This window comes from Algoriphagus kandeliae (assembly GCF_004571135.1).
GTDB lineage: Bacteria > Bacteroidota > Bacteroidia > Cytophagales > Cyclobacteriaceae > Algoriphagus > Algoriphagus kandeliae.
This window is the reverse complement of the sequence record NZ_SPSB01000006.1, coordinates 57,611-70,486: the sequence shown is the minus strand read 5'-3', so window position 1 is coordinate 70,486 and position 12,876 is coordinate 57,611. Positions and strand designations below refer to the sequence as shown.

General features: G+C 40.9%; 12 protein-coding genes and 2 tRNA genes. 3 read left to right on the top strand and 11 right to left on the bottom strand.

Translation table 11 applies throughout. The features are described 5' to 3' along the window. Nucleotides 1–84: 84 nt before the first annotated feature. From E4S40_RS16765 to E4S40_RS16750, 4 genes are read right to left on the bottom strand one after another with little or no spacing between them, the layout of a single operon-like run. On the bottom strand, nt 85–885 hold the full coding sequence (locus tag E4S40_RS16765; protein ID WP_135077010.1) for an amidohydrolase: 801 nt from the start codon (nt 883–885) through the stop codon (nt 85–87). Continuing rightward, nucleotides 882–1,436 (bottom strand): peptide deformylase, encoded by a 555-nt coding sequence (gene def, locus E4S40_RS16760; RefSeq protein ID WP_135077007.1) that lies wholly within the window; start codon nt 1,434–1,436, stop codon nt 882–884. Before def ends, E4S40_RS16765 begins: the two co-directional genes overlap by 4 nt. Next, entirely contained in the window at nt 1,433–1,846 is a 414-nt protein-coding gene (ruvX, locus tag E4S40_RS16755; protein ID WP_135077004.1) for a Holliday junction resolvase RuvX, read from the bottom strand. Before ruvX ends, def begins: the two co-directional genes overlap by 4 nt. Continuing rightward, a complete protein-coding gene (locus tag E4S40_RS16750) occupies nt 1,846–2,604 on the bottom strand; it encodes a hemerythrin domain-containing protein (protein WP_135077001.1) in 759 nt (252 codons plus the stop codon). The genes ruvX and E4S40_RS16750 overlap by 1 nt, the downstream gene beginning before the upstream one ends. A 163-nt stretch (nt 2,605–2,767) precedes the next feature. On the opposite strand from E4S40_RS16750, the gene E4S40_RS16745 reads away from it, so the two are divergent. Together E4S40_RS16745 and E4S40_RS16740 are read left to right on the top strand one after the other, a co-directional pair. After that, nucleotides 2,768–4,420: a S41 family peptidase gene (locus tag E4S40_RS16745; protein ID WP_135076999.1), complete on the top strand. Its 1,653-nt coding sequence runs from the start codon at nt 2,768–2,770 to the stop codon at nt 4,418–4,420. 117 nt (nt 4,421–4,537) lie between these two features. Then, on the top strand, nt 4,538–4,972 hold the full coding sequence (locus E4S40_RS16740) for a VOC family protein (protein ID WP_135076996.1): 435 nt from the start codon (nt 4,538–4,540) through the stop codon (nt 4,970–4,972). Between the two features lie 40 nt (nt 4,973–5,012). On the opposite strand, the gene E4S40_RS16735 is transcribed toward E4S40_RS16740, so the two are convergent. Then, on the bottom strand, nt 5,013–6,968 hold the full coding sequence (locus E4S40_RS16735) for a M1 family metallopeptidase (RefSeq protein ID WP_135076993.1): 1,956 nt from the start codon (nt 6,966–6,968) through the stop codon (nt 5,013–5,015). A 163-nt stretch (nt 6,969–7,131) separates the two neighbouring features. Between E4S40_RS16735 and E4S40_RS16730 the strand changes: the two genes are divergently transcribed. After that, entirely contained in the window at nt 7,132–8,958 is a 1,827-nt protein-coding gene (locus tag E4S40_RS16730; RefSeq protein ID WP_135076990.1) for a TonB-dependent receptor, read from the top strand. A gap of 116 nt (nt 8,959–9,074) precedes the next feature. Here the strand turns inward: E4S40_RS16730 and E4S40_RS16725 are convergent, their stop codons facing one another. From E4S40_RS16725 to E4S40_RS16700, 6 genes are all read right to left on the bottom strand, one after another. Beyond that, nucleotides 9,075–9,329, bottom strand: a complete 255-nt coding sequence (locus E4S40_RS16725; RefSeq protein WP_135076987.1) for a GIY-YIG nuclease family protein — start codon at nt 9,327–9,329, stop codon at nt 9,075–9,077. 179 nt (nt 9,330–9,508) lie between these two features. Next, entirely contained in the window at nt 9,509–9,697 is a 189-nt protein-coding gene (locus tag E4S40_RS16720) for a GIY-YIG nuclease family protein (protein WP_237563215.1), read from the bottom strand. Between the two features lie 36 nt (nt 9,698–9,733). Beyond that, nucleotides 9,734–9,808 (bottom strand) — tRNA-Val (locus tag E4S40_RS16715). A gap of 24 nt (nt 9,809–9,832) precedes the next feature. Further along, nucleotides 9,833–9,907: transfer RNA gene (locus E4S40_RS16710), tRNA-Val, on the bottom strand. Nucleotides 9,908–10,018: 111 nt separating this feature from the next. Further along, the gene (gene amaB / locus E4S40_RS16705) at nt 10,019–11,563 is read right to left on the bottom strand and encodes an L-piperidine-6-carboxylate dehydrogenase (RefSeq protein WP_135076984.1); all 1,545 of its coding nucleotides are present in this window, start codon (nt 11,561–11,563) and stop codon (nt 10,019–10,021) included. 67 nt (nt 11,564–11,630) lie between these two features. Then, on the bottom strand, nt 11,631–12,653 hold the full coding sequence (locus E4S40_RS16700; protein WP_161971822.1) for a DUF4421 domain-containing protein: 1,023 nt from the start codon (nt 12,651–12,653) through the stop codon (nt 11,631–11,633). Nucleotides 12,654–12,876 lie beyond the last annotated feature (223 nt).

Genomic DNA, 12,876 nt, shown 5'->3' with positions numbered 1-12,876 from the left:
CAGGATGAATTTTGCGGGGCTAAAATACAGAATTTATACGGGTTTCAAATCCCAATCAAATAAATCAAACCTTATGAATGAGCTTTATTCCAAATGAAATGAATCCCCATCTCTCCACGCAGGAAACTTTTCTCGGTATTGCATTAATTTCCCAAAATCAAGGCTCACAACCTGAATACTTTCTTCCTCACCTAAATTGAGCAAGCAATCACCCTTGAAGTCATATGCAGCAGAATGCCCATTGTAAGGTATTTGATTGCCATCCGTACCTACTCGATTTACTCCAATGGAGTAAGCTAGATTTTCGATTGCACGGGCTGGAAGCAAAGCATCCCAAGCAGATGCTCGAGCTGCTGGCCAGGAGGCGATATAAAAAATTAGATCATAAGCCAATTGCCCCTCAGACTGAATTTTATTCCTAGACCAAACGGGGAATCGAAGATCATAGCAAATCTGGGGACAGATTTTCCAACCTTTTATCTCAAAAATGGGTAATTGATTCCCAGCCGAAAAAAACTGATGCTCATCAGCCATCCGGAAAAGATGGCGTTTATCATAAAAATCAATTTTTCCGGAAGGACTTACCCAAAACATACGATTATAAAAATGACCTGAATCTTGAATAATAGCACTTCCCGCAACAACAGCTTTTTTTTGTTTTGCCATTTGCTGCATCCACTTCGATACATGGAGATTCATAGGCTCGCTGACCTCTTTTACATCCATGGTAAATCCAGTCGGAAACATTTCCGGAAGTAAAATCAAATCCACCGGGCCCTGAATTTGCCACAATTTCTCCTCCAGCATAGCCAAGTTTGCAACCCGATCTTTCCAAAATAGATCAGTCTGTACTAGAGCAATTTGAAGGGTTGAAGCTGGACTCATTTAAGAGGATAAATCATGCGGTAATCCGTCGGAACTTTTCCTTTACTGATATCGATCAATTTGGACTTGATCAGGCGTTTTTTCAATCCATTTAGGTAATCAATGAAGAGAATTCCTTCCAAATGATCATACTCATGCTGAATTACCCGGGCCGTCATCCCTGAGAATTCCTCCTCTTTTAGATTCCAATTCTCATCGTAGTATTCGATGGTCAATTTTTCCGGGCGAATAATTTCTGCCCTAACATCGGGAATACTTAAGCAACCTTCTTCAAATCCGTAATCATCACCGTATTCATCTAGGATAATTGGATTGATAAAAGCCCGACGAATCCCTTTTTCTTGATCCTCCTCGTCTAGCATCAAGCTGCTATCGATTACAAAAAGTCGAATTCCTTGATTAATCTGCGGAGCGGCAAGACCAACCCCATTTGCCCGATCCATGGTAGCAAACATGGAATCAATCAATTCCTGAATATTTTCTCCTTCAGGAATGTCCAAAGCTTCTTTTTTCAATATGGGGTTACCGTAGGCTACGATTGGGTAAATCATCGTTGTGTCAGAAAGGATTGTAAGATTATGGTAGCACTGATTTTATCCAGATTTCCGGATTTTTCACGCCTGTCTTTTTTCTTGCTTCCCATGCTAATCATAGACTGCATGGCTATTTTGGAGGTAAATCGTTCATCCACCAAATGAATCTTTTTTGCTGGGAAAAGGCTCGCGAGCTTTTCCTTCAATTGGTAGACTTTCTCGGTCATTTCAGTTGATTCTCCCTGTAAATTCTTCGGGAGACCAAGCACGATATCCTCCACGTTTTCTTTTTCGAAGTACTTTTTCAGAAAGTTCAACAAATCTTCAGTCGGTATAGTTTCAAGCGGATTTGCCACGATCTGCATGGGATCAGTAACAGCCAGACCGGTCCTTTTGGTGCCCAAGTCAATCGCCAAAATTCTAGCCATTAGTTGGTACGGATTTTTTGATGAATCATTCGAAGAACTTCCTTCTCAAGCTCTACCGCTTTGGGAAATAGTAATTCATCTTCAATTTGTGCATGAATGGACAATTCTCGCTCAAAATTCTGTAACTCATGAAAAAGTACCTTCATCGTCAAAGGAGCAGAATCCGAAAGGGAATAATTATTTGTCAATTTTCGGATGCCTTCCATTTCATCGTCATGGATCTCATGCTCATCAGCTAAAAGACGAACAGGGTCCTTCTCCAGAATGGTCAAGGCATCATGCAAAGCAAAGTTACCATCCTCAATATCCTGCAGTAGTTCAATTCGCTTGAAAAGACGGCTTTCTTCTTCGTGGATATGATGGATAAAATCCTCCACAAAAAGCGGAAACATGATTTTCAAATCTGCCATCAATTGCTCGAATCCTTTTTCGGCCTGAACACCAGAAATCATATTGGATAAAAACGGAAGCTCTTGGCGAACGAAGTAATAGTGTTTCTTTTTCAAATAAGCCACCAAAACTTCAATTGGATTCAGGTAAAGATCTTCCGGTGTCGGTTCCTTTCGAGCAGCCCAGGATTCCAGTTCAGAAATCAGCTGATTGGGCTTCACCCGATGCTTCTTGCAAACTTGCTCCAGAGAATCAGTGGGATATTGGTAAAAACTGATCCCGAAGTAATGCAGGACCGAAGCAAAAACATAATTGTGGGACACTAGGTCAGCCACGGAGGTTTTATTAAAATTTTGGGGAACCTGCATTGGGCAAAAATAATTATTTTTAACAGAATTCAGGAGACAAAAACAGACCTTTATCCGTTACATTCGTATAAAGAAAGCTAGGCCCCATCCAAAATTTCTGGGAAAGCCTCAGGTTTTCATCTAAGTTGTCTAGCTGTTTAAATTTCCTATAAACCAAATCATTGTGAGTAATACAAAAAATTCCAAAGCTCAAATTCGCCTTCCTATCTTTTTAGCCCTTGCAATTTCAGCGGGTATTTGGATAGGAGCCACTTTTGCAGAGCCTGAAAAAAACCAGAACGATCTCCGAGCAGCTTTGTATAAAATGCAGGAGATTATGACCTACATCAACCGTGATTATGTGGACAGTGTCAATACCACCGAATTGGTTGAATATGGGATCACCAAAATGCTCGAAAACCTTGACCCTCACTCCAGCTATATTCCTGCAAGGGACGCTTCTTTAGCACAATCTCAACTTGATGGAGAATTTGATGGTATCGGGGTGGAGTTTGGAATCATTCGCGATACAATCTATGTCGTTGCCCCTTTGACAGGAGGGCCATCTGAGGCTTTAGGCATCCAATCTGGAGACCAAATTATTAATGTGGATGGAGAGACGGTTGCAGGGATTGGAATTACCAACAGGGATGTATTCGACCTTCTTCGAGGACCGAAAGGTTCTAAAGTGATTGTCGACATCAAACGGAAAAATCAGCCTGAATTGATCACTTATGAGATCACCCGTGACAAGATTCCTCAATACAGCATCAATGCTTCTTACATGATCAATGATGAAATCGGTTATATAAAAGTCACTCGATTTGCTGCCACAACCTATAATGAATTCCAGGAAGCTGTCACTGATTTGAAGAATCAGGGAATGAAAAAGCTAGTCATTGACCTTCAGGGCAATCCTGGTGGGTACATGGGAGCCGCTATTAACATCGCAGATGAAATCTTGGGTGATCGTGATTTGATTGTTTCTCAAGAAGGAAAAGTTCAACAGTATAGTCAAAAGGCTTACGCTTTCCGTCCGGGACTATTCGAAGATGGTTCAGTGATCGTATTGGTAAATGAGGGTTCTGCCTCTGCATCTGAAATCTTGGCGGGAGCCATTCAGGATAATGACCGTGGCTTAATCGTAGGTCGTCGAACCTTTGGAAAAGGTTTGGTACAAATGCCAATTGATCTATCTGATGGCGCAGAACTCCGATTGACCATTGCTCGCTATTACACTCCATCTGGACGATCCATCCAAAAACCTTACGACTCCAATTATGAAGCTTACGAGCGTGATTGGATTGAGCGCTACGAACATGGGGAATTTTTCTCAGCGGATAGCATCAAATTCAACGATAGCCTAAAATACGAGACTAAGAAAGGCCGAATCGTATATGGTGGCGGAGGAATCATGCCAGATTACTTTGTTCCTTTAGATACAACCTACAGCTCGGCGTATGTTACTCGATTGTTCAATTCAGATTCTTCAAGAGAGTTTGTTTTAGACTTCAGCAACAAACACAAAGATGACTTTGCCGATATGAGTCTTGAGGAATATTACAGAAGCTATGAAGTTAGCGATGCGATGCTACGAGATTTGATTGCTATCGGAGAGAAAAATAAAGTAAAGTTTGACCAAGAAGACTTCAATCAGTCCAAAGACTATTTGAAAATTTTGATCAAAGCACATTTGGGTAGACAATTGTATGACGATGATGCCTTTTACATGGTAATCAATGACATCAATGAGGTTTACCAACAAGCCATTAAGCTTTTCGATGAAGCAGACCGAATCGCAATGGCTGCTGACCTCAGTCGCATGAACGAAGAATAAACAGATACTACTTTACATGAAAGCTGACTCTTAATCGGGTCAGCTTTTTTGTTTTATTTCAAGGAGATTTTTAGCAAAAAGCTGTACCTTCTTTGTTTAAAAATCGAGCAAAATCACATGAAGCATTTCATTTTCACAGTTTGTATCCTTATGATATCCCAAACCTTATCCGCACAAATAAAAGTCAATCACATAGCAGTCCATGTTTCTAATCTGGAGGAAAGCATGGAGTTTTATGAAAAAATCCTGAATCTGGTAGAAATTGAAGAACCCTTCAAAGATGGATTGCATGCATGGTATGATATAGGTGGAGGTGCGGCCTTGCATTTAATCGAGGCTAATAAGGTCCCTAAAGAAATCTCCAAGACAAACCATTTATGTTTCAGTATTGCAGACATGGATAGTTTTGTAGCAAGGCTGAAGTCAACCAATTATCCATTTGAAGACTGGCCGGGAGAAAAAGGAAAAATCACGACCAGACCAGATGGGGTGCGACAAATTTACATCCAAGACCCGGATGGTTATTGGCTGGAAATCAACGATGATTTTTAATAAAAAAACCCGATCAATGGAGTTTGATCGGGTTTTCATTTTAGTCTTCGTCGTAAATAGGCTGTGGCCAATGGTCATTTCCTAAGTTGATATCAGGAAGTATTTTATCCGGGTCAATAGTAACGGAGGTAACTTTTTTATCAGTCTTAATCATGTGATTCCAGGTATCGCCTCGCTGCCAGATTTCTACAGGAATCATTTGACGCTCCTTGCTTCCGTCTTCAAACTCGATCTCCAATAACACCGGCATTGGGATATCACCTTTATTTGCTAGAACAACCACGTAATTTCCCGCATAAGGAACCACTCCATTAATTGCTAGGTCAATATTCCCGTTTCCAAAGAACCAGCCTTTCCAGAACCAAGAAAGATTTTCTCCTGCCACATTTTCCATGTGATTAAAGAAATCAGAAGGCTGTGGATGCTTATAAGCCCATGTCTTGATATAGGATCGGAAAGCATTGTCAAAACGCTCAGGACCTAAAATATACTCCCGTAGCATAATCAATCCAATTCCTGGCTTCATGTAGGCAACCATTCCCAAATTGGAGGTTCTTGCCACATCAGGATAGGTATCAATTCCCTCTCGATTGTCATTGAGGAAATAATTATTGTATCGTCGGGTTTGATTCAGATTAGAAGAGTACTCCCCATCATTGAAAGCTAAGGTACTATAGTGATTGATGAAGGTATTGAAGCCTTCATCCATCCAAGCATAACGGCGCTCATTGTTTCCGACAATCATCGGGAACCAGTTATGACCAAATTCATGGTCAGTCACTCCCCAAAGCCCTTCACCTTTGGAAGTATACCTACAGAAGTTCAAGCCAGGATATTCCATTCCCCCAATATCTGCTGCTACGTTAGTAGCAGTCTCATAAGGAAATTCAAACCACATCTGCGAATAGTGCTCGATGGAAGCTTTGGAGTATTCTGTAGATCTAGACCAAGCTCCTTCCCCATCCGATTCTTTAGGATATACTGATTGAGCCAGAATTGTTTTACCACTAGGCAAATTGATTTTCGCCGCATCCCAAATAAATGTTTTAGAAGTAGCAAAAGCTACATCACGAGAATTTTCAATCTGGAAATGCCAAGTGATCATTCCCTCCTGCTTAGGACGGGTAAGTTCTGTGTTTTGGATTTCATCAGGAGAAACCAAATAAACCGTTTCATCACTCGCTTGAGCTTTTGCATAGCGATCCTGAAGTTCTTTTGATAAAACCTCTTTTGGGTTCATCAACTTACCTGATCCTACCACAATGTGGTCGTATGGAACGGTCACTTTATAATCAAAATCACCGTATTCCAAGTAGAACTCACCAGCTCCTAAATAAGGTTCGACATTCCATCCTTCAATGTCATCGAATACAGACATTTTAGGATACCACTGGGCAAAAGCATAAATCCATCCGTCTTCTACTTTCAATCTTCCCATTCTGTCCATCCCTTTCTCCGGTACTTTGAATGAGAAATTCATAGAAATGGTGGCTTTCCCTCCTTTTGCCGGAATAGGTTCATTAAACCAAACCTGCATACGAGTATCATTAATTAAGTATTTGGAAGAAATCGAACCCTTTGATCCGACTTTGGCCTGAACGGCAGAAATATCAAAACCTCCATCAGCATCCCCGTTGTAGCGATAACCTTGAATAGGCGTAGTCAAAGCTCCTCGGGAATCTTCGGTAAATCGGTTTTGCTCTAATTGAAGCCAAACAAACTCCAATTCCTCGGGGCTATTATTGGTGTAATCGATAGTCACTTTTCCACTGAGAACATGCTCCTCTTCATTTAGCGTAACTTCAATTTGATAATCAGCTTCATTTTGCCAGTAATTCTCACTTGGCTTGCCGGAAGCTGTTCGGGTGTAGGTCCCTTTACGGTCAATAAATTCACCAAAATCTGCCTGATTATTTGCTAAACCCTGTTGGGCTAAACTGGCACCGACCCCAACACTGATCGAAAACAACAGTCCAAAAGCTAATTTTCTAATCATATTTCTATTTTTTGTTTGTTCCTTAAAAGTACGGACAAGAAGAGTATTATCAAGCCTATTTTACACAAGTGCATAGAGCATTAACCATTTTTTACATCCATCTAAAAATTGGATAAGGAATTTTTACACTCCAACTTTGCCCCACTATTACGCATTGATCTTTATGAGAAAAGTACTTTTGACCTTCACAGCATTGTTGGCGTCGGCCTATGCTTGGGGGCAAGTGGATACTGTATCCCAAAACCTGGAAGAAATCATTATTCAGGAAAACAGACTTCAAATTCCTTTCTCAAAACAGAATCGAAACATATCTGTAGTAACCAAACCTCAGCTGGAAACTACCCCCGGTAGAAGCCTTCAAGAAGCCCTTTCTTTCGTTCCCGGAGTAGATGTTCGCCAACGGGGAGTAACAGGAGTTCAAGCGGATATCGGAATTAGGGGAGGCTCGTTCAATCAGACCCTCATGCTTCTGAATGGGATCAAACTTACCGATCCTCAAACAGGGCATCATATGATGAATATCCCTGTTCCACTTATCAATATTGACAGAGTTGAAGTTTTAAAAGGCCCGGGAGCAAGGATTTTTGGGCAAAATGCCTATGCCGGAGCAGTAAATGTCATCACTGAATTGAGTGATCAACGTAGCTTGAGATTGCAAGGCTATGCAGGGGATTTTGGAATGCAGGGATTAAGCTTTGCCGGTTCGCTTCCTTTAGGTTCATTAAAGCAAAACTTGAGTCTTTCCCGGGATAAATCCAATGGACATTGGTATAACTCAGATTATCAAGTCAGCAACCTTTTTTATGAAGGAGGATTGGATTTAAATAAAAACCATTCTATCCGAGGAATGATTGCTTATACCGATAGAACTTTCGGAGCAAATGGTTTTTATACCAGCGCTTTCCCTGACCAATGGGAAAACATTCAGACAAGCTTAGGAGCTATAAGCCACACTTTCTCCAATCGAAACCTTTATTTAAATACACGAGCATACTGGAGAAAAAATGATGATGAGTACCGACTCAGAAGAAATGAACCTGAATTCTATCAAAACAACCATACTTCCAACACCTATGCTCTGGAACTAAACGGAAGCTTGGAGTCTAGTTGGGGAAAAACTGGTTTTGGAGCTGAAATCCGGGAAGAAAAACTAGAAAGCAACAATTTGGGCGAAAGAAACCGAACGCTTGGGGGAATATTTTTGGAACAGTTTATTCCTTTGGGAGATCGAATTGATTTCAGAGCAGGGATTTATTCCAATTATTTTGATGACTGGGGATGGAAACACTTCCCAGGATTGGAAGCAGGATTCCAGGCAACCAAAGCCCTTCGATTATATTCCAGTTTGGGAAAAAGCTTTCGAATCCCAACCTATACAGATTTATTCTACGTCGGCCCAACAAACATTGGTAATGAAAATCTTCTACCTGAAGAAGCCCAAAATTTTGAAGTTGGAGCAAAGTGGATTGAAGGAAGATTTTTTGCAGAGGCAGTATACTTCATTCGGAAAACGGATGATCTCATTGAATGGACCCGACCTGACGCAGACACTCCTTGGCAACCTCAAAACTTTAACCAAGTGAACTTTGATGGAATCGAACTAGCCTTCACATATCGGTGGACAAATGGATCTAGACTTTTTTCTGTCAAAGAGGCTATGTTTTCCTACAATTACATCAATGCTGATTTGATTGAGCAACCGGGAACAGAAACCAGGTATGCTTTAACCGCCCTTAAAAATCAGCTGTTGGGCGGAGTGCTTTTGGGCTTAGGAAATAAGTTGGAATGGAATACCAAAATGCGTTATATCGAACGAATGGGACAAGACCCCTATTTCCTTTTGGATATGCGAGTTGACTATAATCGAGCTGGAAAAATTGGTTTTTTTGCAGAAGCCTCCAATATCACAAATACTGATTACATCGAAGCCGGGACGGTCCAAATGCCAGGACGCTGGTTTAGAGCTGGCTTTATGCTAAATCTGGAGTAGTCAAAAATGAAAAAAGCCCCAGATTCCTCTGAGGCTGATGTGGGAGCTGATCCCGATTCATATCGGGAGAACCCCCGACCCTCCCGATTGTATCGGGATGCTCTGAACCAACTGAGCTAGCTTTTTTGATTAATTAGCTCCTCTATCTTTTTCTTGCTTTTCCAAGATTTTACCTGTCGTTCTCTAGCATATGCTGCTTTTTTATCAGCGTATTCTTCTGAATAAACCAACTCCCAATCTTTTGACTTAGAGGTGAAACCATGATGGTCTGAAAGATGTCTCCACATCCTTTCTTGTATATCATCACAGGTATGCCCCAAATAAAATTTAGCAAGTGAGGCGGAATGAAGTATATAAAAATAACAAGCCATTGAATAAAAAAGCCCCAGATTCCTCTGAGGCTGGTGTGGGAGCTGATCCCGATTCATATCGGGAGAACCCCCGACCCTCCCGATTGTATCGGGATGCCCTGAACCAACTGAGCTAGCTTTTTTGATTAATTAGCTCCTCTATCTTTTTCTTGCTTTTCCAAGATTTGACCTGTCGTTCTCTAGCATATGCTGCTTTTTTTATCAGCATATTCTTCTGAATAAACCAACTCCCAGTCTTTTGACTTAGAGGTGAAACCATGATGGTCTGAAAGATGTCTCCGCATCCTTTCTTGTATATCATCACAGGTATGCCCCAAATAAAATTTAGCAAGTGAGGCGGAATGAAGTATATAAAAATAACAAGCCATTGAATAAAAAAGCCCCAGATTCCTCTGAGGCTGATGTGGGAGCTGAGGGATTCGAACCCCCGACCCTCTGCTTGTAAGGCAGATGCTCTGAACCAACTGAGCTAAGCTCCCATTAAAGTAGGGAGGAAATTGAAGTGGGAGCTGAGGGATTCGAACCCCCGACCCTCTGCTTGTAAGGCAGATGCTCTGAACCAACTGAGCTAAGCTCCCAAATTCCTTCCCAAATGGGACTGCAAATGTAAATGCAATTTTTGAATCACCAAATAGTAAGAAAAACAAATTTTTCAACCCATTGAAAATGAGTTAAATATTTTTTCTTCTTTAAATATCAAATTTGATTCCTTGCGCCAATGGCAATTCTGTAGAGTAATTTATGGTATTCGTTTGTCTTCGCATGTAAGCCTTCCAAGCATCCGAACCTGACTCGCGACCACCTCCGGTTTCTTTTTCACCACCAAATGCTCCTCCGATTTCTGCGCCTGAAGTACCAATATTCACATTGGCAATTCCGCAATCAGAGCCTGCAACGGACAAGAAAGTTTCTGCTTCACGCATATTGGTAGTCATGATCGCAGAAGAAAGTCCTTGAGGCACGCCATTGTGCAGAGCGATTGCTTCAGCGAAAGTTTTGTATTTGATCAAATATAAAATCGGGGCAAAGGTCTCATGCTGTACAATTTCAAAATGATTTTCAGCCTCATAGATCGCCGGTTTGACATAACACCCGGACTCATAACCTGCTCCACTTAAAACTCCACCTTCTACCACAGCCTTCCCCCCTTCTTCCTTCACTTTTTCAATAGCTTTCAAATACATCTCCACAGCGGCTCTGTCAATCAAAGGACCAACGTGATTTCGCTCATCCAATGGGTCTCCTATCACTAATTTACTGTAAGCAGAAGCCAACCTGTTTTTTACCTCATCATATACTTTCTCATGAATAATCAACCTTCTTGTACTGGTACAACGCTGACCTGCCGTGCCTACTGCTCCAAAAAGTGCACCACGAATAGCCATATCCAAATCTGCATTTTCGGTAATGATGATAGCGTTATTCCCTCCTAATTCTAAAAGGGCTCTTCCTAATCGTTCACCAACGGCTTTCCCCACCAATTTACCCATTCGGGTAGAACCGGTAGCAGAAACCAATGGTACTCTTGGATCATGAGAAAGCAGCTCTCCTACTTTATAGTCTCCAACAATCAAGCTTGAAATACCTTCTGGCATCCCATGTTTTTTGAATATATGGCTGACAATATGCTGGCAAGCAATTCCGGAAAGCGGAGCCTTTTCGGAAGGCTTCCAAACAGTCACATCTCCACAAACCCAAGCCAAAGCAACATTCCAAGACCAGACAGCAACAGGAAAGTTAAATGCAGAAATAATCCCTACGATTCCCAAAGGATGCCATTGTTCGTACATTCTATGTCCTGGACGCTCAGATGGCATGGTTAGGCCATAAAGTTGTCGAGATAAACCTACAGCAAAATCACAGATATCGATCATTTCCTGAACTTCTCCCAACCCTTCCTGGTAGGACTTCCCCATTTCAAAGGAAACAAGCTTGCCCAAATCCGCCTTCACTTCCCGTAGGGCATTGCCAATTTCACGAACTATTTCTCCTCTTTTGGGAGCTGGCACTAAGCGCCATTTTTCAAATGCCATTTGTGCGGTGGAAATAACTGATTCATAGGTCTCCGCACTCGTTTCCTGAACCTGTGCGATAATCGAGCCGTCAACTGGAGAGACAGAAGAGAAAAAGTCTTTTCCGGAATCCAACCAAGATTCCCCGGTAGAAGATCCTAAATTTTTGGATTTTACTCCTAATCTTTCCAAAGATTCAGCGATACCAAATCGATTGTCCATGTTGCTAGTAGTTTTCGTTGATTATTCAAAGCTAAATGAAATCAAAGAAAGCCCAAGGCAAAAACAATCAATCTTTACTGATCAAACGAATAGGATTGAATTTTTGAAATTTCTTTTCAAATGACTTACCGACACCAAATTTGTAGACGAAATTGATGCGGTAATTGCCAGTATTAATAGCCTGGTCGAATGGTTCCTCTTGTACAAGTGCCAGATTTTTCCACACATAATTCGCATTTATCGAAAACCTTCTGGAATTATATCCTGCGAATCCCCTTAGGAAAAAAGTAGGGAAAGCACCCCATTTTTCTTCGGTTGAGCCATTCTGCCATTCTGCATAGCCCAAACTTAAATTGATCCCTGCAACACCCGTCAGGAAAAATCCTTTCCCAAATACCAAAGTTCCTGCTCCTCCCACTTTTGGACCAAATTGAAAATAATTGACTCGTTGAAAATTGACAGATTCGAGCTGCTCCGTGGTAGGAATCAACAATGAATCCCCTGTTACTTTTCCACCATACACCTCAAATCCCACAAAGGGAGAAAAGGCAGATTTTTTCTGAATATGGGATTGATTAAAAGCCGCTTGAAGAGAAAGCTTGTCTCCATGAAACAGGTAATTCACATTTAAACCGTATTTCCGAAGCTTGATATCTTCCCGTAAGTAATCTTGATCAGAATTTTGTAACTGATCCTTACTTAGGATAAATCCATCATAAAACTGCCCAAAAAAATCAATAATCATTTTCTTGGGATACATATGGGCTTGAAGATCCCAATATTTCGGAAAATCCGTTTGCCGATTTGGGTTCAAAAAAGAAAGTGGCCCGGCAATATTCAAAGTGAATTTTTGATAGGTAAACCCTACTCCTAAATTATTCCCTGAATTCGGACGAAATACCAGCCTCCTATCCTGATCAGGGACATTGATAGCTACATTTGTATACTTTTTTGAAAAATATAACCTCAAGCCAAATAGCTCCGGATGGACCTCGACATAATTCGAATCATATTCCGATGTCTGAGCATTACCTTTCATTCCTGATAAAAAAAAGATACCTGCAAAAAAAAGGGCTAAATGGAGTCTCAACGGTCGATTGTTTTTAGAAGATAAGTGCTCAAAATAAAAGAAAAATCCGGATGGCTAATCCGGATTTTTTAAAACTTATAAATCGAAAATAAAGGAATTACCCTCTGTTTTTTTAAAGAATAACTGACAAAAGTTGTTTAATCACCGAAATAAATTTACTGAGATATTTTATTAATGCAAATTTTTATTTGGATTTTCCTATCAACACATAAACAAAAACTAA

Coding starts and splice junctions, on each gene's coding strand:
- E4S40_RS16765 (WP_135077010.1), bottom strand. CDS start 885: ATGAGTCCAGCTTCAACCCTTCAAATTGCTCTAGTACAGACTGATCTA.
- def (WP_135077007.1), bottom strand. CDS start 1,436: ATGATTTACCCAATCGTAGCCTACGGTAACCCCATATTGAAAAAAGAA.
- ruvX (WP_135077004.1), bottom strand. CDS start 1,846: ATGGCTAGAATTTTGGCGATTGACTTGGGCACCAAAAGGACCGGTCTG.
- E4S40_RS16750 (WP_135077001.1), bottom strand. CDS start 2,604: ATGCAGGTTCCCCAAAATTTTAATAAAACCTCCGTGGCTGACCTAGTG.
- E4S40_RS16740 (WP_135076996.1), top strand. CDS start 4,538: ATGAAGCATTTCATTTTCACAGTTTGTATCCTTATGATATCCCAAACC.
- E4S40_RS16735 (WP_135076993.1), bottom strand. CDS start 6,968: ATGATTAGAAAATTAGCTTTTGGACTGTTGTTTTCGATCAGTGTTGGG.
- E4S40_RS16730 (WP_135076990.1), top strand. CDS start 7,132: ATGAGAAAAGTACTTTTGACCTTCACAGCATTGTTGGCGTCGGCCTAT.
- E4S40_RS16725 (WP_135076987.1), bottom strand. CDS start 9,329: ATGGCTTGTTATTTTTATATACTTCATTCCGCCTCACTTGCTAAATTT.
- E4S40_RS16720 (WP_237563215.1), bottom strand. CDS start 9,697: ATGGCTTGTTATTTTTATATACTTCATTCCGCCTCACTTGCTAAATTT.
- amaB (WP_135076984.1), bottom strand. CDS start 11,563: ATGGACAATCGATTTGGTATCGCTGAATCTTTGGAAAGATTAGGAGTA.